Source organism: Stutzerimonas frequens (assembly GCF_024448335.1).
Lineage (GTDB): Bacteria > Pseudomonadota > Gammaproteobacteria > Pseudomonadales > Pseudomonadaceae > Stutzerimonas > Stutzerimonas frequens.
In genome coordinates, this window is sequence record NZ_JAMOHM010000002.1 from 320,144 (window position 1) to 344,707 (window position 24,564).

A 24,564-nucleotide genomic window follows, 5' to 3' on the forward strand; every position below is an offset into this window, starting at 1 on the left:
ACCGCCAGCGCCCGTTCATTGTGGGGAACGCTCGTCAAAGCGGACGTACCAACGATGACAATGGACGCTCACGATGGAGTATTCATGCAGCCAGATACGGCCCCCCACATGTCCCCGCCCCCGAGCACTTGCGCCTGATGGACGTACTGCTGCTCGAAGCGCTGGGCATCGGCCTGGTACTCGGGCTGCTGCTTGGCCTTACCGGAGCCGGCGGATCGCTCGTCGCCCTGCCACTGCTGCTCAGTCTGCACCTGCCGCTACGCGATGCCATCGGCGTCAGCCTCGGTGCCGTGGCCATGTCGGCGCTCATCGGCGCGATCCCGCGGGCGCGGCTCGGTCAGGTCGCTTGGCGCCCGGTGGTGTTGCTGGCGACCTGCGGCTTGCCGGGCAATGCAGCCGGCCAGTGGCTGGGGCAGTTCATTCCCGAACGTGCACTGATCATCGGCTTCTGCCTCTTGGTGCTCTGGTCGGCCTGGCGGATGTGGCGCGGCGCCAGCCTGCCGGCCAAGGAAAACGTCGCGAATCGCTATCCGGCGCTGCTCGGCATCGGCCTGGGGGTTGGCCTGTTGTCGGGGCTGATGGGTGTCGGTGGAGGCTTTCTCATCGTCCCGGCATTGCTCTGGTTCACCTCGTTGTCACTGCTCAGCGCCATGGCCACGTCGATGGCGGTGATCGCGCTGGTCAGCGGTGGCGGCTTCCTGCTCTATCTCACCGACGCCGAACCACCGCTGGCATTGCTTGGCGGCCTGGCACTCGGTGGTGCCTGCGGCGTGCTGTTCGGCAACCGCCTGGCGCAATACCTCAACAGCAGCCTGCTGCAACGCCTGTTCGCCCTGATGTTGGTACTCGTCAGCCTTTCCCTGGGGATTCAAAAGCTGGTGCTGGGTCACTGACGCTCGGCGTCATCCCAGAACGGCCGGCTCGCTTCACATTCGATGTCGGCACGGCTGCGGCCGATGTCCTTGAGCATCTCGTCGCTCAGACTGGCCAGCTGCCGCCGCTGCCGTGCCAGCTCGTACCAACGGCGTGCCTTCGACCAGGCCCGCGCGAGAACCGTGGTCAGAGAAGTCTCTGGCAGCTGAAGCCTGTACGAAACGATCTTCTGCATGTTCATCACGACGCCCTCCGGTTTGGATTGGCGCCAGTCTCGCGCGGCGATTATGATCAATCCAACGAATGTTTCTGATGCCTTGCATCTTGGGGATTGATGAATGGCGAGCTACCCGAACATCGACACCGAACTGCTGCGCAGCTTCGTCGCCATCGCCGATCACGGCGGTTTCACTCGCGCCGCCGCAGCGGTCAACCGCACTCAGTCGGCGGTCAGCATGCAGATGAAGCGTCTGGAGGAGGACGTCCTGGAGCGGCCGCTGTTCGAACGCAGCGGACGTCAGGTCAGGCTCACAGCCGAGGGTCAGATATTGCTGGGCTACGCCCGGCGCATCCTCAAGCTGCATGGCGAGGTGATGACCACGCTGCGCCAGCCGCACATGGTCGGTGCCGTTCGCATCGGCACGCCGGACGACTACGTCATGCGCTTCCTGCCGGGCATCCTGGCGCGCTTTGCCCAGGCCTTTCCCCTGGTCCAGGTGGAGGTGCACTGCGAGCCGTCCAGCCAGCTGCTGCAGCGCCGCGACCTGGACCTGAGCATCGTTACCCGCGAGCCAGGCACCGAAATCGGCCAACTGTTGCGTCAGGAGCACGTGGTCTGGGCGGCCGCACCAGGCTTCAATCTCGAAGACCACAGTCCACTGCCGCTTGCGACTTTCAACTCCGAGTGCTTTTGCCGGGCCTGGGTCTGCAATGCGCTGGATGCCCGCGAAATCGACTACCGGATCGCCTACAGCAGCCCCAGTCTCGCCGCGATCATGGCCATCGTCGGCGCCGGGCTGGCACTGACAGCGCAGCTGCAGAGTCTGATCCCGGCTGAGCTGAATATCCTTGGCGAGGCGGACGGGCTGCCCGGCTTGCCGCAAACCAGCATCGTCCTGTTACGCAATCCGCAACGGCATTCACCGGTCAGCGAGACCCTGGCCGGCTATATCGTCGACGGTTTCCGGCTGTAGTTGCGACGACTTAAACGCCGGCGGCCAGCTCGTCGAACACCTCCGGTACCAGAGCAGCCTCGCCCTTCTCCGCCAGGCGTTGGCGCCGGTCCTGCTCAGCAGGCGAGTCGAGAATCGCCAGCAGGCGCGAGCCACGCTCGGTGAGAACGAAATTCTCACCGTTCCCGCCCTGCTCTTCGGGGCGACTGGCGATGAACCCTCCCTCGAACAACAGGCTCTCGTAGTCGGCCGCCTCGGCACGCAGGCTGTCCAGATTGGGCATGGACTTGCCTTCGCTCTCCAGCTGCGCGGCATGCTCCTCGGCATAGCGACGTGGTTTGAATGTATCGTTCGCGCTGTCCTGCACTTCATGCAGCAAGCGCTGGATCAGGTCCCATTTGTAGCTCATGGCCATTCTCCCGTAGCAGGTATTCCGCCCCGTAGACAGGGCGCCTGTACATACCGACCGCTTTCGCTGGCCGCCGGTTCGCGCTGAACTAAAGCGGCTGCGCGGCAATCCACCTTTAGGAACGACTGAGCGAGGACACAGCCATGAAACTGCTGACGATTACGTTGACCGCCGCCCTGCTGGCCGCACCGACCGCCCATGCGGCCTGCACGCCGGACGAGGTCAATGCCAAGGCGGAACAGCTGGCCGAACGGGTCAATCAGCTCACCAAGAGCAACCCGGCCCGGGCAGAAGAGATCAACGAGGAGATTCGACAGATGGACGCCAAGCGCAGCGCCGATCAGCTTGGCAACGAGTGCGAAGCCTATGACAAACGCCTGCAGCAGATCGAGCAAGCGGAGCGCGAGGCCGACATTCCGCCGGCCGACGCGCAACGCTAAGGCGAATCAGCCGAGTGTCACTCGGCCGTCGGCTTCTTGCGCTTGAGCGGTGCCATGCCGTCCTGGCTGACTACAGGTGACGGCGTCTCCCGCTTGGCGCCGTTCGGGCGCTTGCCGGCAGGCTTGGACTTCTTCTCTACGCCCTTTTTCTTGTCGATCTTTTTCTTCTTGCTGCCAGCGGCCTTGCCCGAAGCCTTGAGGTTCTTCGGCCCCTGATAGGTGCCTTTCAGCCCCTTGATCACCCGCTTCTCGAAGCGCTGCTTGAGGTAGCGTTCGATACTCGACATCAGGTTCCAGTCGTTATGGCAGATCAGCGAGATCGCCAGGCCCTCGGCGCCGGCGCGTCCAGTACGGCCGATGCGGTGCACGTACTCGTCACCCGAACGCGGCATGTCGAAGTTGATCACCAGGTCCATGCCCTCGATATCGAGGCCGCGCGCAGCCACATCGGTGGCCACCAGCACCTTCACACCGCCCTGTTTGAGCCGCTCGATGGCGAGCTTGCGCTCCTTCTGGTCCTTCTCCCCGTGCAACACGAAGACCTTGATGTCGCCTGCCACCAGATGACCGTACAGACGATCGGCCTGGGCGCGGGTGTTGGTGAAGATGACCGCCTTCTGATAGGTCTCGTTGGCCAGCAGCCAATGCACCAACTTTTCCTTATGCGCCGGATCGTCGGCGGTGATGATCTGCTGCCGGGTCGACTCGTTCAGCTCGCTGACGCGGTTGAGCTGAAGGTGCAGCGGATCATTCAGCACCTTGGCGACCATCTCGCGCAGCCCGGCGCCCCCACTGGTGGCAGAGAACAGCAGCGTCTGCTGACGCTTTTCGCATTCGCCTACCAGACGCTGCATGTCTTCGGCAAAACCCATGTCGAGCATGCGATCAGCCTCGTCGATCACCAGAACCTCGACATCCTTGAGGATCAGGTTGCCCGCGTTCAGATGCTCGATCAGCCGGCCCGGCGTGCCGATCAGCACGTCCGGCACCTTGCGCAGCATCGCGGCCTGGACCTTGAAGTCCTCACCACCGGTGATCAGGCCGGACTTGATGAAGGTGAACTGCGAGAAGCGCTCGACTTCCTTGAGGGTCTGCTGAGCCAGTTCGCGGGTCGGCAACAGGATCAGCGCGCGCACGTCGACCCGCGGCTGGGCATCGCCGATCAGACGGTTGAGCATCGGCAGCACGAACGCAGCCGTCTTGCCACTGCCGGTCTGGGCCGTTACACGCAGATCGCGCCCTTCCAGCGCCGGCGGAATCGCCGCCACCTGCACCGGGGTCGGCTCGACGAATTTGAGTTCGGCGACGGCCTTGAGCAGGCGTTCGTGCAGGGCGAATTGGTCAAACAAGGGAGCTACCTCGGAGGTCGAAAAGAACGATGGCATAGGTTACCCGGTCTGCCCGGCAAAGGCGCGTTCTGTAACAGCCGGCATGTTTTCTCTGGCAAACACAGGCTAAGCTGACAAAGCGAAGCGGCTTAATGCCCAGGAGGTTCGCATGAACTCGATGAAGCGGATCGCGCTGCTGGCCGGCGCGCTTTCACTGGCACTCTCCACGGTGACGGCGGCGCAGCGGAACAACGATCACCCCGGCAACAGCAAATACAAGGCTCAGCGCGGCCAGGGGCAAGCGCCGGCGCCGGCGCAGCAATATCATCACCAGGGGCCGTCCGTGGATATCGGCGCGGTTCGCATCACGCTGCGCAACCACCGCGAGCTGCTCATGCCGTCATCGTCCCTGCCCCCTGGCATCCAGAAGAACTTGGCGCGCGGCAAACCACTACCGCCGGGCATCGCCAAGAACCTGGACAATCGCCTGCTCGGCCATCTGCCACGCTACGAAGGCTATGAATGGAAGCAGCTGGGGCGTGACGTGATCCTGGTGGCCATCGCCACGGGCATCGTTTACGAAATTCTGGAGAACGTACTGGATTGATCCCGTACGGCTGGCGCCTGGCGGCCGAGCTACTTCGGCTCGCAGGTCAGTTTGATGCGCAACCGGATCACGTCGCGCTTGAACTTCGACGTCAGCGCCTTGCGCTCACCGGGTTGCAGCTCCGTGCGCCGGGTACGCGGTGCTTCTGGACCATTCCGGAACACGGCAGTGCAAACCGCCGCCATCTCCCCGTAGTTGTGCAGCAGAAGGCCGGCGAGATCGCGGTCGATGACCTGCGGCGTCACGGTGACTTCGGCGCCGTTGAGCTGCTGGTCGATGTCCACGGGATAGGAGGCGGCGCTGGCCGCAAAAGGCAGCAGGGCAAAGAGTAGGTAACCGATTGTTTTCATTTTGACTGGGCTCCTCTACAGAGTGGCCAGCCTAACAGACCTTGTTAAAGGAACCGAAGGAATGAAAGTGCCCCGTGTGACCCTCGATCAGTGGCGCACCCTGCAGGCGGTCATCGATCACGGCGGCTTCGCCCAGGCGGCCGAAGCCCTGCATCGCTCGCAGTCTTCGGTCAGCTATACCGTGGCGCGCATGCAGGAGCAGCTCGGCGTACCGCTGCTGCGCATCGACGGCCGCAAGGCGGTGCTGACCGAAGCGGGTGAGGTGCTGCTGCGTCGCTCACGGCAACTGGTCACCCAGGCCAGCCAGCTGGAAGAGCTGGCGCACCACATGGAGCAGGGCTGGGAAGCCGAGGTGCGGCTGGTGGTCGATGCGGCCTACCCCAGCGCCAAGCTGATCCGCGCCCTCAGCGACTTCATGCCCAAGAGCCGCGGCTGCCGGGTTCGGCTGCGCGAGGAGGTGCTATCCGGCGTGGAAGAGGTGCTCAAGGACGGCACCGCGGATCTGGCCATCAGCGGTCTGGACATCACTGGCTATCTGGGCAGCGAACTCAGCACTGTCGAGTTTGTCGCCGTCGCCCATGCCGACCACGCCCTGCATCAACTGGGACGCAAGCTCAGCGTGCAGGACCTGCAGAGCCAGATGCAGATCGTGGTGCGCGACACCGGCCTGCGTCAGCCGCGTGATGCCGGCTGGCTGGGCGCCGAACAGCGCTGGACGGTGGGCAGTCTGGCTACCTCAGTGGCCTTCGTCAGCAGCGGGTTGGGCTTCGCCTGGCTGCCGCGCCACCTGATCGGCCGCGAGCTGGCCGAAGGTCTGCTCAAACCGCTGCCACTGGTCCAAGGCAGCATTCGCCGGCCGCTGTTCTATCTCTACACTAACCACGACAAACCGCTCGGGCCGGCTACCCGGATTCTCATCGAGCTGATCAAGACGTACGATGCCGGACAGGCCAACTCGCTGGCCGGCTGACCGCTTTCCCCAACATCAGGAAACCATCATGTTGAAACGCATCGCCCTCGCCGCCTGTTCCGTACTGCTGGCCGGCAACCTGCTCGCTGCCGAAAACCCTCGCGTGCTGCTGACCACCAGCCTGGGTGAGATCGAACTGGAGCTCGAGGCGGAAAAGGCACCGATCAGCGTCGAGAACTTCCTCGGCTACGTCGATAGCGGTTTCTACGACGGCACCGTGTTCCACCGCGTCATCCCTGGCTTCATGATCCAGGGTGGCGGCTTCGGCGAAGGGCTGAACCAGAAGCCCACCAAGGCGCCGATCAAGAACGAGGCCGACAACGGCCTGCACAACGTGCGCGGCACCGTGGCCATGGCGCGTACGCAGAACGTCAACTCGGCGACCAGCCAGTTCTTCATCAACCACCGCGACAACGACTTCCTCGACCACGGCAGCCGCGATTTCGGCTACGCGGTGTTCGGCAAGGTGGTGCGTGGCATGGAGGTCGTCGACCAGATCGCCCAGGTCCCCACCGGCAACCGCGCCATGATGCAGAACGTGCCGCTGACTCCGGTGAAGATCATCACCGCGAAGAAGCTCTGATCCCCGAAGGGCCGGTTCACCGGCCCTTCGCATTTACGGCGGCGCGTACCCCGCTGCCGCCATCGTGCGAAACCCTCAACCGACAGGAGATCGCGATATGACTACCCCGCAAAGCCCGCTGAACACACCGGAAGGCGAAGCCCAGCTGCTGCAGGACCTGCTCAGCGCCGAACGCGCGGGCGCCAAGGTTGCCGGCGAATCGCTGCAACAGGCCACTGACCCGGAACAGCGGCAGCTGCTCGAGCAGATTCGCCAGGGCGAGATCGAGAGCTGCAAGCTGCTGCTGAACTGCCTGCAGCATCTGGGCGTGGAGCCCAACAAGGACACCGGCGCCTTCTACGGCAAGGCGATGGCCATCCAGTCGCTGGACGAGCGTCTGCCGTTCGTCGACAAGGGGCAGCAATGGGTGATTCGCAAGCTGCGCGAGTACCTACCGGGCTGCCAGGACCCACTGCTGCGCAGCGAATTGCAGCGCATGCTGGATATCCACGAGGAAAACAGCGCCGCGTCCCACGCCTGACGCAAGTGCTAGCTGCCGCCCTGCCGGTACGGCAGCGCCTGACGCGCCGCCTCGGCGTAAGCCAGCACACCGACGCGCTCCTGCTGCAGAAAATCCATCACCGCGGCGCGCAAACCGGGGTGCTGCAGGTAATGCCAGGAGCGCGTAATCACCGGCTCGAAGCCCCGAATCAGCTTGTGCTCGCCCTGCGCGCCGGCATCGAAGCGCTGCAGGCCGTCCGCGATGGCCTGGTCGATGCCCTGGTAGAAACAGGTCTCGAAGTGCAGACGGTCGAACTCTGCCAGGCAGCCCCAGTAACGGCCGTATAGCCCGCTGTCGTCACGCAGGCTGAAGGCCATCGCCACCGGCCTCGAGCCCTGTAGCGCCAGCACCACGCGAATCGCCTGCGGCATTCGCTCGGCCAGCAGGCTGAAAAACGCACGCGAAAGGTACGGTGCCTGCCCGCGCACCTGATAGGTGTTGGCATAGCACGCGTAGACGAAATCCCACTCCACCTCGCTGAGCTGTTGCCCTTCGCGCCAGTCGAAGACGATGCCCTGCCCCGCCACCTGCTCGCGTTCCTTGCGCAGCTGCTTGCGCTTGCGTGAGGTCAGCGCATCGAGAAAGTCCTGAAAGTCACGATAGCCCCGGTTATGCCAGTGAAACTGACAACCGATGCGCTCCAGCCAACCCTCCCGGCCAGCCATCAGCTGATCGGCCTGTGGTCCGGTGAAGTTCACATGGACTCCGGACATTTCCTGGGCATCCAGCTGCTCGGTGAGCCCATCGAGCAGCGCTGCCGCCGCCTCGACATCGCCGAGCAGACGCTGGCCTGCGACCGGTGTGAAGGGTACGGCGCACAGCAGTTTGGGGTAGTAGCGGATGCCGGCCCGCTGGCAGGCGTCCGCCCAGGCCCAGTCGAACACGTACTCGCCGTAGGAATGGCTCTTGCGATACAGCGGCAGCGCGGCCCGCAGCCTACCCTGCGGGTCGTGCAGGAGACAGTGAGCGGGTTGCCAGCCACTGCGCCCACCGACACTGCCGCTGTCCTCCAGCGATGAAAGGAAAGCGTGACGCAGAAAGGGTTGCGAATCGGCCAGCAAGGCATCCCATTCGGTGGGATCGAGTTCGGCGAGGCGGTGTAGGGTCTGGATAGGCATGGATCGCAGTCTGGCCTGTCGCGCAGACGAAAAAAAGCCCCGCCAGGGCGGGGCTCAAATGGAGCATCACGGATGAGGGTGATGTTTAGAACACGTACTGGGCACGCAGGCTGATGGCGTCGCCATCGTCGTCGCCGTTGGCGTTGACCACGTCATCCACACTGGTCTTCAGGTAGTTGGCCGAGAGCTTGACCGACTCGTTGGCGTACCAGTTGAGACCGATGGTGTGAGTCTTCGCACCTGCTTCTGCGCTATCCAGGGCACCGACATAACCGCTCGGTGCAACACCGGTTTCATCGACGGTGATGTCGTCGAAGCGGTAGAAAACCTCCCAAGCACCGATCTGCTTGTTCTCCGGCTTGATCTTGTCGAACTTGCCGCCATCGAGCTTGTAAGAGCGCGACTCACCGGTGAGGGTGTACGCCAGCTGGACGTTGTAGCCGGTGGCTTCGAGGTCTTCGAAACCTTCCATGGCGTCGACGGTACGGGTCAGGTATTCGCCCTGCACCGAGAACGGGCCGATCATGTAGGCCGCTTCCAGGCCCCAGGCCTGATCGGTGCCGTCGGTGCGAGTGCCGCCGAAGGTGGCGCGGTTGCCGTTGGCACTGTCTTCGGTGGTGCCACGCACGGACAGGCGCGGACGAATGCGTTCCAGGTAACCTTCTTCCAGGTCACGCTGACCGAAGCTCGCGCCCAAGTGCAGCACCTGGTCCTTCTCGACGATCGGGGCGATCACGCCACGCAGCACGAAGCTGGTGTTGTTTGCGCCATCTTCGTCCTCGAGCATGTCGACGCCGTCGCCACCATCCTGACGATAGGCACCGGCCTCGCCGTGGAACATGCCGACAGTGGTACGCACGCGGATGCCTTCGCCGTCTTCGTGGTCGTTCAGCCAGGGCGCCAGGTCATAGATCGCCGAGCGCTCGATGGCGGTGATCCACTTGGAGCTGACGGCTTCTTCCAGGCCGAAGGTCGGGTTGATACGGCCAATCGAAACCTGGACCGGCTTCCAGCCGTTGTAGTGGATGGCCAGCTCTTGCCAATCGCTGGAATCGTTGCCAAAGTTGCGGTGGAAGGTGTAGCCCCAATCGGTGAAGGCAACACCGGAAATCTCCAGACGCGCACGACGGAAATAGGTCTCGTCTGCGCGCTCGCCGTTCTGGGTGTAGAAACCATCGAAGCTGTCGGCATCAGCCTGCAGGCGGCCATTGATCTTGAACGAGAACTCCTTGTCGGTGGTTCCGACCTCCAGGCCGCCCTTGGTCTTGATAACGAGATCGGCGCCGTCGGTGGTGACGGTACCGGCGAAAGCCTGGGCGGAAACGGCCAGAGCCAGGGCGCTGGCAGCGAAACCGGCGAAGTGCTTACGGATCATCCAAAATTCCCCTTTATGTTTAGCGTCGGAAACACACGAGATGGGCTCTTTGTGTTGGGGGCAATCTTGGCGACGGCGTATGTCAGCCAAATGGCTGATATGTAAAGCTTTTGTGACAGCGGAACTTTCCGTGGAGCCGCATCGTAGAGCGGCTACGGCACGTCTTAATCAGCTGCGGGCGTTGCGCTCGCTAGGCCGCCGGGCTCCGGCGACCAGTTTGTCGACCGCCTTCGCGGCAGCGACCATGCCGAACGTGGCGGTAACCATGGTCACCGCGCCGAAGCCGCCGGCGCAGTCGAGCTTGACGCCCTCGCCGACGAAGCTCTTGCTCTGGCACACGCCGCCATCAGGCTTCGGGTAGCGCAGCTGTTCGGTGGAGAACACGCAGGGCACGCTGTAGGTGCGCCCCGGCGTGCGCGAGAAGTTGTATTCGCGACGCAGCAGCGAACGCACCTTGGCCGCCAGCGGATCGTTGAAGGTCTTGTTCAGGTCGGCGACCTGGATCTGCGTCGGGTCCACCTGCCCGCCCGCGCCACCGGTAGCGATGATTTGGATCTTGCGGCGCTTGCACCAGGCGATCAGCGCCGCCTTGGCCGGCACGCTGTCGATGCAGTCGATGACGCAGTCCATGTCTTCGGTGATGTATTCGGCCATGGTTTCGCGGGTGACGAAGTCGGGCACGGCATGAACCCGACATGCCGGGTTGATGGCGCGAATACGTGCGGCCATCTCGCCGACCTTGGCTTTGCCCACTGCGCCATCGAGGGCGTGAATCTGCCGGTTGGTATTGGTGATGCACACATCGTCCAGGTCGAACAGGCTGATCTCGCCTACCCCGCTGCGCGCCAGCGCCTCGGCCGCCCACGAGCCGACGCCACCGATGCCGACCACCGCCACATGCGCAGCCGTCAGCCGCTCGAGGCCGACGCGGCCATACAGGCGGGCAATACCGCCGAAACGCTGATCATCGATAGACATGCCGACTCCCCGGAAAAAACCTGGCGATTATAAGACCTCATGACGCCACGACCACTGCATCCAGCCGTCACCGCAACCGCGCCTTTGCTTTAATATGGCGCCCTTTCCCCGCCGCACCGGAGCCCTGATGACCGCGCCTGCCCTCTCCCCGACGCTCGAACTCGCCTGCGAGCTGATCAATCGCCCATCGGTGACGCCGCTGGATGAAGGCTGCCAGCAGCTGATGAGCCAGCGCCTGGCGGCCTGCGGCTTCACCATCGAGCCGATGCATATCGAGGACGTGGAAAACTTCTGGGCCATTCGCGGCAACGAAGGCCCGGTGCTGTGCTTCGCCGGCCATACCGACGTGGTTCCCACCGGCCCGCTGCAGGCCTGGCAGAACCCGCCGTTCAGTGCGCGCATCGACGAGCAGGGCATGCTCCACGGTCGCGGCGCGGCAGACATGAAAGGCAGCCTGGCCGCCATGGTCGTCGCAGTGGAACGCTTCACCGCCGACCATCCGGACCACAAGGGACAGATCGCCTTTCTGATCACCAGCGATGAGGAAGGCCCGGCGCACCACGGCACCAAGGCCGTCGTCGAGCGCCTGCGCGAGCGTGGCCAGCGCCTGGACTGGTGCATCGTCGGCGAACCGTCGAGCACCGCCTTGGTAGGTGACGTGGTGAAGAATGGCCGCCGCGGCTCACTCGGCGGCACCCTTACCGTACGCGGCCAGCAGGGCCATGTGGCCTATCCGCATCTGGCGAAGAACCCCATCCACCTGGCCGCGCCTGCGCTAGCGGAATTGGCCGCCGAGCACTGGGACGACGGCAATGCCTTCTTCCCGCCGACCAGCTTCCAGATCTCCAACCTGAACGCCGGCACCGGCGCCACCAACGTCATCCCCGGCACGCTGGAAGCGGTGTTCAACTTCCGCTTCTCCACCGAGTCGACCGTCGAAGGCTTGCAGCAACGCACCGCGGCGATCCTCGACAAGCACGGTCTGGACTGGAACGTGGACTGGGCACTGTCCGGCCTGCCATTCCTGACCGAACCGGGCGCGCTGCTCGACGGCGTGGCCAAGGCGATCCGCAGCGTCACCGGCCGCGAAACCACGCCGTCCACCAGCGGCGGCACCTCGGACGGACGCTTTATCGCCACCCTCGGTACCCAGGTGGTCGAACTCGGCCCGGTCAATGCCACCATCCACCAGATCGACGAACACATCCTGGCCAGCGATCTCGATGTGCTGACCGACATCTACTACCAGACCCTGGTGAACCTGCTCGCATGCTGATCTGCCCGATCTGCCAGGCGCCGCTGAGCGCGGTGGAAAACGGCGTGGCCTGCCCGGCCAACCACCGTTTCGACCGCGCACGCCAGGGCTACCTGAACCTGCTCCCCGTGCAGCACAAGAACAGCCGCGATCCGGGCGACAACCAGGCCATGGTCGAGGCGCGCCGGCGCTTTCTCGATGGCGGTCACTATGCGCCGCTGGCCCGACGCCTCGCCGAGCTGGCCGCCGAGCGCGCGCCGCAACGCTGGCTGGACATCGGCTGTGGCGAGGGCTACTACACCGCCCAACTGGCCGCCGCGCTGCCGGATGCAGAAGGCTATGCACTGGACATCTCCCGCGAGGCGATCAAGCGCGCCTGCAAACGCGCCCCGCAACTCGAGTGGCTGGTGGCGAGCATGGCCCGCGTGCCGCTGGCTGATGCCAGCTGCGACCTGCTGGCCAGCGTGTTCAGCCCGCTGGACTGGCAGGAAGCGCGCCGCTTGCTCCCGCCCGGCGGCGGACTGCTGCGCATGGGGCCGACCCGCGAGCACCTGTGGGAGCTGCGCGCGCGGCTCTACGACGAGGTACGCGACTACGACGACGAGAAACACCTGTCGCTCATTCCGGACGGCATGCGCCTGACCCACAGCGAAACCCTCAGCTATGAACTGCAGCTGGACAACGCCCAGGCCCGCGCCGATCTCCTGGCGATGACCCCGCACGGCTGGCGCGCCAGCGCCGAGCGGCGCGCCGCCGTCATCGACACGCCGCTGACGGTGCGGGTTGCGATACGCTACGACTGGATCGAACGAATTTCCTAAGGCAAATGCCTCGATAGCATGCGAGGCAGGCCAAGGCACAACACAGAAGGCAGTCGCCCATGCGTCAACCCGATATCGAGATCTACCTCAGGGATGCCAGCCAGGAAGCCGTCGGCGAGTGGCTGACCGAGGCCATCGGCCCCTGCTCCGCCTGGCAGCAGAAAGGCCAGACCTTCAAGTGCAACGCCGCCGGGATTCCAGTGACCTGGCTGCCCAAGGCGGTCGGCAAATGGCACTGCCTGCTCTTGGAAAGCGATGCCACGCCTTGGGCCGATGACCTGGCCTGTGCACGCGCGGCGCATCAGGCGCTGGGCGTGGAAATCCGTTGCGCCCCGGGCGGCTGGCAGGAAGAGGAAGCCGAGGAAGAGGCCGACCGCTGGATACGCGTCAGTGCCGACGGCGAGGAAGAGATCGTTTGGCGCACGGGTTGATCGCACCCGGGTTGTGAAACACCCACCAGGAACCAGCAGATTGGCCCTTGGTGGCCTGCAGCGGAGCGTCGCCAGGCTCAAAAAAACAAGGCCCGTCATCAGGACGGGCTTTGTTCTTCTGCGACCGGAGTCAGAGGCCGGCGACGTCCTCGGCCTGCAGGCCTTTCTGGCCCTGGATCACCGAGAATTCCACCTGCTGCCCCTCGGCCAGCGAGCGATGGCCTTCGCCACGAATGGCGCGGTAATGCACGAACACGTCGGCACCATTACCCCGCTGAATGAATCCATAGCCTTTTGCATCGTTGAACCACTTGACGGTCCCGGTTTCGCGCTCAGCCATTACCACTTCTCCAACTCGCTTTTTGTTATTCCTCGGAAGAGGGTTTCCACAGCCTGACCCTCGTGCATTCGTCAGCTTGCGAATGCGACTCGAAAGCAGCCGTCGCCGGAGTATAAGCCAAGGATTTCTGCTGTCAGCCCCTTTTCCGTCTCGCATTGACCGTCTGCACGACGGCCGTAGCCGCCGTGCAGACCAGCGTCAGGCACTACGGCGGCGACGCCACAGCCACAGCGCGAGCACGCCCAGCGTCAGTACCAGCGGTACCAGGGCTATATTGACGAATTTCAGTGTGCGCCCCAGCGCCTCGATATCGGCGTTGAGCTGGTAGCGTACCTCGCGCAGCTCTTTGCGGATGCGCACCTTTTCCTGGAGGAACTGGCGCAACGCCTGCTCCTGCTCGCCGGAGAGCTCCAATGCCTGCTCAGGGTCCGGGCTCTGCAGCTCGGCCAGCTTCTGCTCGGTATCGGCCAGGCGCTGTTGCAGCACCTCCTCCTTCTCGCGGAAGCGGTTCTCGGCCTGACGCTGCAGCGCTTCGACCACCACGAACGGACGGGTGAAGCGACCGCGCGAACGCACGCTGATCAGCGCATCGGTCCCGGAGAGGTTGTCCAGCGCATTGATCACGAAGGCGCCATTGTCGGCCCAAGGCTGGGGCACGCGCTGACCGAAAAAGTCCTGCACCTGCACCCACATGCGGTCGGCCAGCATATCGGTGTCGGCCACCGCGATGACGTTGATGTTCTGGCTCTCCTGGATGCCCTTCTCACGCCCTTCGATGCCATTCGGGAACGCGGTTTGCGCCGGCCCCTGAATCCGCGCCGCCAGGGTATAGCGCTCGCCAGTGGGCTCGAAGTCGAGCAACAGGGTCTCGGGGTTGTCCAGTGTGGCGAAGCGTCCGGCATCCACCGGCATGGCGTATTCGGAGCTGCGCATCAGCGGGGTGAAGCGCGTGGTCGCCCCTTCCAGCGGTTCGAGAATGCCGGCACTGCCAAGCGTGATGTTCTCCAGCGCAGCGATGCTCACGTCATCCTGGTCCAGCGCGGCGCGCGGCAGGCTCAGCCAGCCGGCATGCCGAACCGGCCGGCGCTCGGCGCCCATGCCCACCGACATGCCGTAAGCGGCATCGGCCAGCGCCTTCTTCGGCAGCATGCGCACGCCCCAGGCCTTGAACAGCGGTTCCAGGTCAGAGACACGCTCCTCGCCGAACTCGCCCGGGCCGATGCCCATGCCCGGATCGATCTCGCTATGCGGATCGAGGAACACCAGGAGCTTGCCACCGCGCAGGACGAACTGGTCGATGGCGAACAGCGTCTGCTCGGGCAGATCCTTCGGATGGATCAGCAGCAGCACCGATACATTGGTGGGGATCAGATCGACATCGCGCTGCAGGCTCTCGATATGGAACAGCTGGCGGACTTCCTCCAGCACCATCCACGGCGGCGTCGCCTGCTGCGTACGCATGTCGAAGCCCCCGGTCAGCTGCAGGCCGGAAAGCACACCCACTACCGGCAGCTCGGCAGTCGCCACGCTCTGAACCAGGCGGCTGACCTCGTACTCGAGAAACTCCTCCTGATCCAGCGGGAAGAACGGGATGATCTGCGTATTGCCCTCGGCATTGGTGCCGGCCAGCCCGAAGTAGACCTTGTCACCGCCCTGGTTGAGCGGTACCGCCTGCAGGCCGAACTCGGCGGCGCGGTCTTCTTCCTCGGAGAATGGCTGCGGATCGATCACGTGCAGCTTGAGCTTGCCGCCAGAGGCGCGCTGATAGGCACGCAACATCTCCTCGACCCGACGCGCGTAGTTGCGCAGCGCGACCAGGTCCTTGGCGGTCTCGTCCGAATAGAAGAAATGCAGCTCGATGGGTGACTGCAGCCCCTCGAGGATGCGCTCGGTACCCTCGGAAATGGTGTAGAGCTTCTGCTCGGTCAGGTCCAGCCGGGCATTGGTCAGCAGCGTGCCGGTCAGCCCATTGAACAGCAGGAATGCCAGCGCGATCAGCAGCAGCCCGGCACCGGAATAGATGACTCGTTTCATGGTGACTCCTCAGGCGGCTTTCTTCAGGTCGACGACCACGGCGGTGGCCGCCAGCCAGGCGACGATCAGCGTGACGAAATACAGCAGGTCACGCAGGTCGATCACGCCCTTGCTGATGGAGTCGAAACGGATCAGGAAGCTCAGCGAAGCCACCGCGTCGATCAGCCACTGCGGCGCCCAGGCGAGGGCGTCGAGCACCATCGGCAGGCCGCTGACGATGAACAGGAAGCACACGGCCACCGAGAGGATGAAGGCGATCACCTGGTTTTTCGCCAACGCCGACATGCACGAGCCAATGGCCAGGAAGGCGCCAGCCAGCAGCCAGCTGCCGAGATAGCCGGCGACGATCACGCCGTTGTCGGGCTCACCCAAGTAATTGACGGTGATGACCATCGGGAACGTCAGCAGCAGCGCGATCCCGGCAAAAACCCAGGCGGCAAGGAACTTGCCGGCGACCGCCTCGAAACGGGTGATCGGCAGCGTCATCAGCAGCTCGATGGAACCGGACTTGCGCTCCTCGGCCCACAGGCGCATGGCGATAGCGGGTACCAGGAACAGGTAGAGCCAGGTATGAAAGCTGAAGAAGGGCGTCAGGTCCGCCTGGCCGCGCTCGTAGAAACCGCCCAGGTAGAAGGTGAATACCCCGGACAGCACCAGGAAGATCACGATGAACACATAGGCGAGCGGCGTGGCGAAATAGCTGCCCAGCTCGCGCTTGAAGATGACCGGCAACTGGCTCATAGCGCTTCCCCTCGCGTCAGGTTACGGAACACCTCATCCAGCCGGCCGCGCTCCACGTCCAGCTCGGTGACGGCCCAGCCCTGCTGGGCGATCAGCGCGTTGACCTGCGGGAAGATCACGTGCCCGGGCTGCGCCAGTACGGTCAGGCTGTGCTCGCGCTCGTTGCGCTCGACACCGGCGACACCCGGCAAGGCCGCCAGGGCGACTTCGTCCAGCGGCGCATCACTGACCAGCGTGACCGCCTGGTGATGCTTCGAGCGGCTTTCCAGCTCCAGCGGCGTGCCATCGGCCACCAGCCGGCCATTGGCGATCACCACCGCGCGGGTGCAGACCGCACTCACCTCTTCGAGAATATGGGTGGAAATGATGACGATCTTGTCCTGCGCCAGCCCCTGGATCAGCTGGCGCACCTGATGCTTCTGGTTCGGATCGAGCCCGTCGGTAGGCTCGTCGAGGATCAGCACGTCAGGGTCGTGCAGGATCGCCTGGGCCAGACCGACACGCCGCTTGAAGCCCTTGGACAGCGTCTCGATGCTCTGCCCCAGCACCTTCTGCAATTCCACCTGGGCGACAGCTGCATCGACCCGCTGACGCTTGTCCGCACCTCGAAAACCGCGCACTTCGGCGATGAACTCGAGAAAGCCACGCACCGTCATGTCGCCATAGCAAGGTGCGCCTTCGGGCAGATAGCCGATCAGCCGCTGGGCCTGGAGGGTCTGGGTGCGGATGTCGTGACCGAGGATGCGGGCAGTGCCGGATGTCGGCGCGAGAAAGCCGGTCAGCATCTTCATCGTGGTGGACTTGCCGGCCCCATTGGGGCCGAGGAACCCCAGCACCTCTCCGCGCTGGACCTGGAACGACAGGTCGTCGACCGCGGTGTGCTGGGCAAAACGCTTGGTCAGGTTGCTTATTTCGATCATGGGCTCTCACCAGTGCGCACAAGGCCTGGCGTGCCGCCGCGCGACCCGAGCCAGGCCCTGCAAAAATGCCGGCGGAACTATAAGAACAGCTACTGGACGAATGCAACCACGCGGCTTGGCGGCAACGTTTGCTGGACGTTGCCGCCAAGCCTCCAAGCGATGCAATGGACCCCGCACAGCGCTTGAAGTACGTTCTCGAATCCATGGAAAGCGGCGATCGATCTGCCTGATCACGCCGCCTCTCAAGGTGGTTACCGACACATGTCCCTACGCTTCGGAGAAATTCCTGCCTCACTGGCGCCAATGGAGCTGTTGCTGCTCGCCGATCCTTCGCCGAGCAAGGTGCGCTCGTATCTGGCGGACTCGACGTGCTTCGCCGCATCGCTCGACGGAACGGTCGTCGGCATCGGTGTCGTGCGGCCGATCGGCGAAGGCGCGCATGAGCTGATGAATATCGCGGTACGACCCACCCGGCAGAAAGCGGGCTACGGCACGGCACTGCTGGAATGGATCATCGAGCACTACCGCAGGCTGGGCGCCGGCCGGCTCGAAGTGGGCACGGGGTCGTTCGGCTATCAATTGACGTTCTATCAACGCCAGGGCTTTCGCGTAACGCGAATAGAACGAGACTTCTTCGTCGAGCACTACCCCGAGCCGATCATCGAGGACGGGATCCGCCACATGGACATGCTGCGCCTCACGCTCAGCTATTCAGGTGATTCCGGTTAGCCACGGTCAAGTCGCCGCCCTTGCTGCAAACGGAGCTGCAAGCAACAGCCTCCTCCTTTGATCCGAGAACACTGCAATGCCGAACCCGATCGAATTCGAAACCGAACGCCTGTTCATGCGGCAATGGCGCCCGAGCGACCGGGCGCCCTTTGCCGAACTGAACGCAGACCCGCGGGTCATGGAGTATTTCCCTGCCCCGCTCGAGCGCGACGAGAGCGATGCGCTGGCCGATCGCTGCCAGGCGCTGATCGAGCAGCGAGGATGGGGTTTCTGGGCCGTGGAGCTGAAGGCATCCGCCGAGTTCATCGGCTTCCTCGGCCTGCATATACCGATCGCCGAGCTGCCCTTTTCGCCCTGCGTGGAGATCGGCTGGCGCCTGGCCTTCCAGCACTGGCACAGAGGTTTGGCAACGGAGGCCGCGCGCGGTGCGCTCGAGGTGGGCTTCGACAGGCTGGATTTGGCGGAAATCGTCTCTTTCACCACGCTCGGCAATCAGCGTTCGCGCGCGGTCATGCAGCGAATCGGCATGCGCGAGGCAAGCCGCTTCGAGCATCCGAGCATACCCATCGGTCATCCACTTCGCGCACACTGCCTGTACCGTCTTTCGCAGGTGGACTATCGGGCGCAGCAGATTGCAGGCGACTGAGCCCCGTCCGAACACGCTCCCACCTACAACCTGGTCCTGGTCATGCCCGTCCTGTTGCTCTCCCTGTTGCTGCTCGCTGCTTCCGGCTTCGCCCATGCGGACGACGAGGCAATTGCCCGTCTGTTCGAACGCGCGGGGGTCGAGGGGACACTGGTGATCGAGTCCGTCGCCACGGGCCAGCGCTTCGTCCACAACGATGAACGCGCCGGCACGGCTTTTCCCGCAGCGTCCACGTTCAAGGTGCTGAACACCCTGATCGCACTGGAGGAAGGTGCCATCGCCGGGGCGGACGAGATCATCCCCTGGGACGGCACCCGTTACGAGATCGAGGACTGGAACCGCGACCAGACCTTGAAGAGCGCATTCAGGGTCAGCTGCGTCTGGTGCTACCAGAGGCTGGCCCGGCGGGTGGGCACGGCGGCCTATCTGCGCCACATCCGCCAGGCGCAGTACGGGCAGCTGCACGAACCTGTCAACGTCACCGAGTTCTGGCTCGATGGCTCGCTGCGCGTCAGCGCCGAACAACAGGTGGGCCTGCTGCGCCAGGTGGTCGCGCGCAGCCTGCCGTACCGGGCGAACAGCTACGACATCCTCAGGACCATCATGCGCGTCGACAGCACGCCGGCTTATCGCCTGTATGCCAAGACCGGCTGGGCGGCTCGCGACAATCCTGGCATCGGCTGGTACATCGGCTATGTTGAAGCCGGCGCCGATACCTGGCTGTTCGCGCTTAATCTGGACACCCGCGATGCGACCGATCTGCCCCTGCGCCAGCGGATCGCGCTGGATGCGCTGCGGGCCAAGGGCATCCTGCCTGCCGAATGAATCCTCCGGCGAGTTCCGCGGTAGCCGGCGAAGCCACGATCTGCACCACCCCACATGGAGCCACCATGCGCAGCGACGAGATCAAAGCGGTATTCGATCAACAGGCCGCCAGCTACGACGAGCGCTGGGCCAGAACCGCGCCCATTCGCAATGCCCTGCATTTTCTTCTGGAGGCGGTGTTCGCACCGCTGCCGGCCGAGGCGCGAGTACTGTGCATCGGCGCCGGCACCGGCGAGGAAATTCTGCACCTGGCCCAGTGCCGACCCGGTTGGACCTTCGCCGCGGTGGAGCCATCGGGCGCGATGCTGCACGTCCTTCGCGACAAGGCTACCCGAGCCGGAATCGAACAGCGCTGCCAGTTCCATGAGGGCTACCTGGAGACACTGCCCGAGCAGGCCCCCTTCGACGCGGCAACCTCCCTGCTGGTATCCCAGTTCATTCTCGAGCGCGACGTACGCATCGGCTTCTTTCGTGACATAGCCGCCCGACTCGGCCCGGGAGCGCTATTGGCCAGCTCTGACCTGGCAGCGGACGTCACCACGCCAGCGTATGCGGCTCTGCTGGAAACCTGGCTGAACATGATGACCCTCACCGGCATTCCCGCGGCAGGCCTGGAGCAGATGCGTGCCGCCTATGACCGTGACGTGGCGATACTGCCCCCGCAGCAGGTCGCGTCCATCATCGAGGCCGGCGGCTTTGCCTGCCCCGTGCCGTTCTACCAGGCCGGGCTGATCCATGCGTGGTACGCGCGGCGAGCCGATGCGCCCTAGCGCCCGGCCGGTCGTGCAGGCGCTGCTGATCGCCTCTCTCGCCGGCGCTTTCATCTGGGCATTGTCGCCCTGGGCGAGTGGTCAGGCCGAACCCTGGGACGGCGACGGCCTGTACTACAGTGGTGCGCTGTTTACCGCCGGCGTGCTGTCCGGTTTTATCGTGCCGCGACCGCTCTGGGCACAGTACCTGGGGGGCGTCGTCGGTCAGGTGCTGTACCTGCTCCTGTTCCTGCCCCTCAGTCCGTTGCTCGCCGTGGGCCTCGCGTTTCTGCTGCTCTGGTCGCTGCTGTTTCTCGCCGGGGCCTATGCCGGCGCGCGTCTTCGTAGCCGTTGACGCGCTTCGAAACGGCTGCCTAGCGAGCCATCGCAGGTCACGAGCCGGGCAGTTGCCGGTCCGATCAGGCCCCAACCGAGCAGCGCAGGTTTTGCCCGCCCACCTCGCTTGGGGCACACTTGCCGCCTTCGAGGGCCCGCCCCTTCCACAGTCGAATCCGCCGTATGACCCGCTCCCCCGTTCGCCGTCTGATCTTCTCACTGCTGCGCCGCGTGCTGTACACCTGGGTGCGCTCGGAGACCATCAACCAGTCCGCCTTCACCCTCAAGCTGGATCGCAGCAAACCGGTGTTCTATGTGCTGCAGCAACCCTCGCTGAGTGATCTCGCGGTACTGGACGTCGAGTGCAGCAAGGCCGGGCTGCCGCGCCCGGTGGCCGACGTGGCGGTGGGCGAACTGGTGGAGCCGGCCGCCTTCTTCTTCCTCAATCCGGCACCCAGCTGGTTCGGCCGGCGTACCCGTCTGGTCGCGCCACCGGCGCTGGTGCGGCTGGTCGGCGCGCTGGAGCACAACGCGGTAGAGAACGCGCAGATCGTTCCGGTCAGCGTGTTCTGGGGACAGTCGCCGAATCGCGAGACCAGCGCCTGGAAGTTGCTGTTCGCCGACAGCTGGGCGGTCACCGGGCGCCTGCGCAAGCTGCTCAGCATCCTGGTGCTGGGGCGCAAGACCCGCGTGCAGTTCTCCGCGCCGATCCAGCTCAACGAGCTGGTGGCGCAGAACAAGGGGCACGAGCGCACGCTGCGCATGGTCCATCGCATGCTGCGGGTGCACTTCCGCAACCAGAAGACTGCGGTGATCGGGCCGGACCTGTCGCACCGGCGCAATCTGGTGAAGGGTCTGGTGCACGCACCGCAGGTCCGCCAGGCGATTCGCGAGGAAGCCGAACGCGAGAAGATCACCATCGAGAAGGCCGAGGCCAAGGCGCTGCGCTATGGCAACGAGATCGCTTCGGACTACGCCTACACGGCGGTGCGCTTTCTCGAGGTGGTGCTTTCCTGGTTCTGGAACAAGATCTACGACGGCATCCGCGTCAACCATATCGAGCCGCTGCAGGACGCCGTGCGCGGCTACGAAGTGATTTACGTGCCCTGCCACCGCAGCCATATCGATTACCTGCTGCTCTCTTACCTGCTGTTCCGCAACGGCCTGACGCCGCCACACATCGCCGCTGGCATTAACCTCAACATGCCGGTGATCGGCAGCCTGCTGCGCCGCGGCGGCGCCTTCTTCATGCGCCGCTCGTTCAAGGGCAACCCGCTGTACACCTCGGTGTTCAACGAATACCTGCACAACCTGTTCACCCGCGGCTTCCCCGTCGAGTACTTCGTGGAAGGCGGGCGTTCGCGTACCGGCCGCATGCTGCAACCCAAGACAGGCATGCTGGCCCTGACCCTGCGCAGCTACCTGCGCTCGTCGCGCCTGCCGATCCTCTTCGTGCCGGTCTACATCGGCTACGAGCGGGTGCTGGAGGGCCGCACCTACCTCGGCGAGCTGCGCGGCGCGGCGAAGAAGAAGGAGTCGATCTTTGACATCTTCAAGGTCATCGGCGCGCTCAAGCAGCGCTTCGGTCAGGTCTGGGTCAACTTCGGCGAGCCACTCAAGCTCAACGAATTCCTCGAGCAGGAACAACCCGGCTGGCGTCAGCAGACCTACGCGCCGGGTTACCGCCCGGAATGGCTGAACGACACCACCAATCGCCTGGCCGAGCGCATCGCCCAGCGCCTCAACGAGGCGGCGGCGGTCAACCCGGTCAACCTGGTAGCGCTGGCGATGCTCTCCACCAGCCGTCAGGCGCTAGACCAGCAATCCCTGGCACGCATCCTCGATCTTTACCAGGCGCTGTTGCGCGCGGTGCCCTACTCGCCGCACACCACCCTGCCGGAGGGCGACGGCAACGCGCTGATCGCCTACGTGAAGAGCCTCGACCTGCTCGCCGAGCAGAAAGACGCGCTGGGCAACATCCTCTATCTGGACGAGCAGAATGCCGTCCTGATGACCTACTACCGCAACAACGTGATGCACATCTTCGCGTTGCCGGCGCTGTTGGCGAGCTTCTTCCAGAGCAGCTCGCGCATCAGCCGCGAGCAGATCCAGCGCTTCACCGAGGCGCTGTACCCCTATCTGCGTGCCGAGCTGTTCATGCGCTGGGAGGTCGAGGAACTGGAAGCCGTGGTCGACCAGTGGCTGGCGGCATTCGTCGAGCGGGGCCTGCTCAAGGTGGACGGCAACCACTACGTGCGCCCGGCGCCGAGTTCGCGGCAGTTCGTGCTGCTCACGCTGCTGGCGCGGGTGGTAGTGCAGACCCTGCAGCGTTTCTACATGGCCACCTCGCTGCTGCTCAACAGCGGCCAGCACAGCCTGAGCGCCGAGGAACTGGAGAACCTCTGCACGGTCATGGCCCAACGCCTGTCGATTCTCCACGGGCTCAACGCGCCGGAGTTCTTCGACAAGGCGCTGTTCCGCCATTTCATCCAGAGCATGCAGGAACAAGGCGTGGTCAGCCCCGACGAAAACGGCCGACTCGGCTATCACGAAAAGCTCGCGGAACTGGCCGAGGGCGCGGCCAAGCGCGTGCTACCGGCGGAGATTCGCCTGTCGATCCGTCAGGTCGCGCTGGAGCGTCATCACGACGAAAGCGATTCACCGCCGCCTGCAACCGACGCCTGACGCTGCCAGGTCATCACCCGCTCCGGGTGGCCGGTGTGCGCGTCCAGCTGCTCGCCTGCGATCTGGAAACCGTGGCGACGGTAGAAGGCGATACTGGCGCCGTTGGCGGCATAAACGGTCAGGCTCAGCCGCTCGCGCAGGCCCTTGGCGTGCTCGAGCAGCGCCGAGCCGATGCCATGGCCCTGCTCCGTTGGCGCCACGAAGATAGCGGCCAGGACGTCATCGAGCAGCGACACGAAGCCGACCACCGTGCCATCCCGCTCGTAGACCCAGGTCTGCGCAGCGGGTAGATAGAGGTTGCGCATGTCATCCAGCCGCGCCTCCCAGAAGCCGCGCTCGACAAAATCATGGGCACGGCTGGATGCCTCGAGCCAGATGCCCAGCAGCGTTTCCAGGTCATCGGGGCGGTTAGGGCGAATCATGTACGGCTCTCCAAAACGGCGAAGGGCAGGACGGTAGCGCATCGTCGCCGGGATGTCGCGCCGCCGGTAATCCACTAGCATCAATGCAAGAACCCAGCGGCGTTAAGACGCCAGACACACTCCACCTGCCAGCAAGGTAATCACCATGTATCGCATCACCACGCTAGTCGCCGGACTGGCCTTGTCCGTCAGCGCCTTCGCCCTCTCTCTCGCCGACCTGACCCAGAGTGACGCCAGCGCCGGCCTCAAGGATGCCCTGAGCCAGGGCGCCAAGGTCGCGGTGCAGCAGCTCGGCCGCCCTGGCGGCTTCAGCAGCGATCCGGACGTGCGCATCGAGCTGCCGGGCAACATCGGCAAGGCTTCGCGGATGCTGAAGATGCTCGGCATGGGCGCGCAGGTCGAGCAGCTGGAGAACAGCATGAACCTCGCCGCCGAGAAGGCCGTGCCCGAGGCCCAACAACTGCTGCTCGATGCCGTGCGCAAGATGACCGTGCAGGACGCCAAGGCGATTCTCGCCGGCGGTGACGATTCGGCTACCCAGTACCTGAACAAATCCAGCCGCGAACAGATCCGCGCCAGGTTCCTGCCCATCGTCAAGCAGGCTACCGACCAGGTCGGCCTGGCGCAGCAGTACAACGCGGTGGCGGCCAAGGTGCCGGCGGGGCTGAACGGCAACTACGCCAATATCGAAAGCTATGTGACCGAACAGGCGCTCAACGGCCTGTTCACGGTGATTGCCGAGCAGGAGGCGAGCATTCGCAAGAATCCCGCCGCGGCAGCCACCAGCCTGGCGAAGAAGGTGTTCGGTGCGCTTTGATGCGTACTAGCGAGTCGCCTACCGGGTGGATGGCTTCAACCATCCACCCGGTGTCTATTGCCCCGCCGC

General features: G+C 64.4%; 29 protein-coding genes. 17 read left to right on the plus strand and 12 right to left on the minus strand.

Translation table 11 applies throughout. The features are described 5' to 3' along the window. Positions 1-137 precede the first annotated feature (137 nt). The gene (locus NAO55_RS04280) at positions 138-893 is read left to right on the plus strand and encodes a sulfite exporter TauE/SafE family protein (protein WP_102840136.1); all 756 of its coding nucleotides are present in this window, start codon (positions 138-140) and stop codon (positions 891-893) included. On the opposite strand, the gene NAO55_RS04285 is transcribed toward NAO55_RS04280, so the two are convergent. Next, on the minus strand, positions 887-1,114 hold the full coding sequence (locus NAO55_RS04285; protein WP_102840135.1) for a DUF1127 domain-containing protein: 228 nt from the start codon (positions 1,112-1,114) through the stop codon (positions 887-889). The two genes, NAO55_RS04280 and NAO55_RS04285, sit on opposite strands and share 7 nt — an antisense overlap. Positions 1,115-1,211: 97 nt before the next feature. Here NAO55_RS04285 and NAO55_RS04290 point away from each other — a divergent pair, with 97 nt between their 5' ends. After that, positions 1,212-2,066 (plus strand): LysR substrate-binding domain-containing protein, encoded by an 855-nt coding sequence (locus NAO55_RS04290; protein WP_063539932.1) that lies wholly within the window; start codon positions 1,212-1,214, stop codon positions 2,064-2,066. A 10-nt stretch (positions 2,067-2,076) separates the two neighbouring features. Here NAO55_RS04290 and NAO55_RS04295 read toward each other — a convergent pair whose 3' ends face one another. After that, on the minus strand, positions 2,077-2,454 hold the full coding sequence (locus NAO55_RS04295; protein WP_102840134.1) for a transcriptional regulator: 378 nt from the start codon (positions 2,452-2,454) through the stop codon (positions 2,077-2,079). A 143-nt stretch (positions 2,455-2,597) separates the two neighbouring features. On the opposite strand from NAO55_RS04295, the gene NAO55_RS04300 reads away from it, so the two are divergent. Further along, entirely contained in the window at positions 2,598-2,894 is a 297-nt protein-coding gene (locus tag NAO55_RS04300) for a hypothetical protein (RefSeq protein WP_014597134.1), read from the plus strand. A 17-nt stretch (positions 2,895-2,911) separates the two neighbouring features. On the opposite strand, the gene NAO55_RS04305 is transcribed toward NAO55_RS04300, so the two are convergent. Next, positions 2,912-4,243, minus strand: a complete 1,332-nt coding sequence (locus NAO55_RS04305) for a DEAD/DEAH box helicase (protein ID WP_014597135.1) — start codon at positions 4,241-4,243, stop codon at positions 2,912-2,914. Positions 4,244-4,391: 148 nt separating this feature from the next. On the opposite strand from NAO55_RS04305, the gene NAO55_RS04310 reads away from it, so the two are divergent. Then, complete coding sequence (locus NAO55_RS04310; RefSeq protein WP_102840133.1) at positions 4,392-4,829, plus strand: anti-virulence regulator CigR family protein; 438 nt, start codon at positions 4,392-4,394, stop codon at positions 4,827-4,829. A gap of 29 nt (positions 4,830-4,858) precedes the next feature. Here the strand turns inward: NAO55_RS04310 and NAO55_RS04315 are convergent, their stop codons facing one another. After that, positions 4,859-5,179, minus strand: a complete 321-nt coding sequence (locus NAO55_RS04315; protein WP_014597137.1) for a hypothetical protein — start codon at positions 5,177-5,179, stop codon at positions 4,859-4,861. A 61-nt stretch (positions 5,180-5,240) separates the two neighbouring features. Between NAO55_RS04315 and NAO55_RS04320 the strand changes: the two genes are divergently transcribed. From NAO55_RS04320 to NAO55_RS04330, 3 genes are all read left to right on the plus strand, one after another. Further along, positions 5,241-6,149 carry a LysR family transcriptional regulator gene (locus NAO55_RS04320; protein ID WP_014597138.1) on the plus strand — a complete coding sequence of 303 codons (909 nt, stop codon included), beginning with the start codon at positions 5,241-5,243 and terminating at the stop codon, positions 6,147-6,149. 28 nt (positions 6,150-6,177) lie between these two features. Further along, positions 6,178-6,732, plus strand: coding sequence for a peptidylprolyl isomerase (locus NAO55_RS04325; RefSeq protein WP_102840132.1), 555 nt, complete (start codon positions 6,178-6,180; stop codon positions 6,730-6,732). 97 nt (positions 6,733-6,829) lie between these two features. Continuing rightward, positions 6,830-7,252, plus strand: a complete 423-nt coding sequence (locus NAO55_RS04330) for a DUF6306 domain-containing protein (protein ID WP_020307134.1) — start codon at positions 6,830-6,832, stop codon at positions 7,250-7,252. An 8-nt stretch (positions 7,253-7,260) separates the two neighbouring features. Here the strand turns inward: NAO55_RS04330 and NAO55_RS04335 are convergent, their stop codons facing one another. From NAO55_RS04335 to tcdA, 3 genes are all read right to left on the minus strand, one after another. Beyond that, the gene (locus tag NAO55_RS04335) at positions 7,261-8,391 is read right to left on the minus strand and encodes a GNAT family N-acetyltransferase (protein ID WP_102840131.1); all 1,131 of its coding nucleotides are present in this window, start codon (positions 8,389-8,391) and stop codon (positions 7,261-7,263) included. Positions 8,392-8,476: 85 nt separating this feature from the next. Then, entirely contained in the window at positions 8,477-9,766 is a 1,290-nt protein-coding gene (locus NAO55_RS04340; protein WP_102840130.1) for an OprO/OprP family phosphate-selective porin, read from the minus strand. A 168-nt stretch (positions 9,767-9,934) separates the two neighbouring features. Further along, positions 9,935-10,744: a tRNA cyclic N6-threonylcarbamoyladenosine(37) synthase TcdA gene (tcdA, locus tag NAO55_RS04345; RefSeq protein ID WP_102840129.1), complete on the minus strand. Its 810-nt coding sequence runs from the start codon at positions 10,742-10,744 to the stop codon at positions 9,935-9,937. A 127-nt stretch (positions 10,745-10,871) separates the two neighbouring features. On the opposite strand from tcdA, the gene dapE reads away from it, so the two are divergent. Genes dapE through NAO55_RS04360 form a run of 3 tightly spaced genes read left to right on the plus strand, consistent with a single transcriptional unit; the run spans position 10,872 to position 13,251 of the window. Then, positions 10,872-12,020 carry a succinyl-diaminopimelate desuccinylase gene (gene dapE, locus NAO55_RS04350; RefSeq protein WP_102840128.1) on the plus strand — a complete coding sequence of 383 codons (1,149 nt, stop codon included), beginning with the start codon at positions 10,872-10,874 and terminating at the stop codon, positions 12,018-12,020. Continuing rightward, entirely contained in the window at positions 12,014-12,820 is an 807-nt protein-coding gene (locus NAO55_RS04355) for a putative RNA methyltransferase (RefSeq protein ID WP_102840127.1), read from the plus strand. Before dapE ends, NAO55_RS04355 begins: the two co-directional genes overlap by 7 nt. A 59-nt stretch (positions 12,821-12,879) precedes the next feature. Further along, positions 12,880-13,251, plus strand: coding sequence for a hypothetical protein (locus tag NAO55_RS04360; protein WP_049325573.1), 372 nt, complete (start codon positions 12,880-12,882; stop codon positions 13,249-13,251). A gap of 130 nt (positions 13,252-13,381) precedes the next feature. On the opposite strand, the gene NAO55_RS04365 is transcribed toward NAO55_RS04360, so the two are convergent. The 4 genes from NAO55_RS04365 to NAO55_RS04380 form a co-directional block, all read right to left on the minus strand. Next, positions 13,382-13,591 (minus strand): cold-shock protein, encoded by a 210-nt coding sequence (locus tag NAO55_RS04365; protein ID WP_003293422.1) that lies wholly within the window; start codon positions 13,589-13,591, stop codon positions 13,382-13,384. Between the two features lie 198 nt (positions 13,592-13,789). Then, the gene (locus tag NAO55_RS04370; RefSeq protein ID WP_102840126.1) at positions 13,790-15,625 is read right to left on the minus strand and encodes a GldG family protein; all 1,836 of its coding nucleotides are present in this window, start codon (positions 15,623-15,625) and stop codon (positions 13,790-13,792) included. Positions 15,626-15,634: 9 nt separating this feature from the next. Beyond that, entirely contained in the window at positions 15,635-16,366 is a 732-nt protein-coding gene (locus tag NAO55_RS04375; RefSeq protein WP_013983311.1) for an ABC transporter permease subunit, read from the minus strand. After that, complete coding sequence (locus NAO55_RS04380) at positions 16,363-17,286, minus strand: ABC transporter ATP-binding protein (protein ID WP_013983312.1); 924 nt, start codon at positions 17,284-17,286, stop codon at positions 16,363-16,365. Before NAO55_RS04380 ends, NAO55_RS04375 begins: the two co-directional genes overlap by 4 nt. A gap of 303 nt (positions 17,287-17,589) precedes the next feature. Here NAO55_RS04380 and NAO55_RS04385 point away from each other — a divergent pair, with 303 nt between their 5' ends. From NAO55_RS04385 to plsB, 6 genes are all read left to right on the plus strand, one after another. Continuing rightward, entirely contained in the window at positions 17,590-18,015 is a 426-nt protein-coding gene (locus tag NAO55_RS04385; protein ID WP_102840125.1) for a GNAT family N-acetyltransferase, read from the plus strand. Between the two features lie 76 nt (positions 18,016-18,091). Beyond that, positions 18,092-18,661 (plus strand): GNAT family N-acetyltransferase, encoded by a 570-nt coding sequence (locus NAO55_RS04390; RefSeq protein WP_102840124.1) that lies wholly within the window; start codon positions 18,092-18,094, stop codon positions 18,659-18,661. Positions 18,662-18,697: 36 nt separating this feature from the next. After that, positions 18,698-19,486, plus strand: coding sequence for a class D beta-lactamase (gene blaOXA / locus NAO55_RS04395; protein WP_369806276.1), 789 nt, complete (start codon positions 18,698-18,700; stop codon positions 19,484-19,486). Between the two features lie 65 nt (positions 19,487-19,551). Then, on the plus strand, positions 19,552-20,256 hold the full coding sequence (locus NAO55_RS04400; protein ID WP_102840122.1) for a class I SAM-dependent methyltransferase: 705 nt from the start codon (positions 19,552-19,554) through the stop codon (positions 20,254-20,256). Next, positions 20,222-20,590, plus strand: coding sequence for a hypothetical protein (locus NAO55_RS04405; RefSeq protein WP_063539945.1), 369 nt, complete (start codon positions 20,222-20,224; stop codon positions 20,588-20,590). Before NAO55_RS04400 ends, NAO55_RS04405 begins: the two co-directional genes overlap by 35 nt. Before the next feature lie 164 nt (positions 20,591-20,754). Continuing rightward, positions 20,755-23,256 (plus strand): glycerol-3-phosphate 1-O-acyltransferase PlsB, encoded by a 2,502-nt coding sequence (gene plsB, locus NAO55_RS04410; RefSeq protein WP_102840121.1) that lies wholly within the window; start codon positions 20,755-20,757, stop codon positions 23,254-23,256. Here plsB and NAO55_RS04415 read toward each other — a convergent pair. Beyond that, positions 23,214-23,678, minus strand: coding sequence for an N-acetyltransferase (locus NAO55_RS04415; RefSeq protein ID WP_102840120.1), 465 nt, complete (start codon positions 23,676-23,678; stop codon positions 23,214-23,216). The two genes, plsB and NAO55_RS04415, sit on opposite strands and share 43 nt — an antisense overlap. A 145-nt stretch (positions 23,679-23,823) precedes the next feature. On the opposite strand from NAO55_RS04415, the gene NAO55_RS04420 reads away from it, so the two are divergent. Then, a complete protein-coding gene (locus NAO55_RS04420; protein WP_045632528.1) occupies positions 23,824-24,495 on the plus strand; it encodes a DUF4197 domain-containing protein in 672 nt (223 codons plus the stop codon). Positions 24,496-24,564 lie beyond the last annotated feature (69 nt).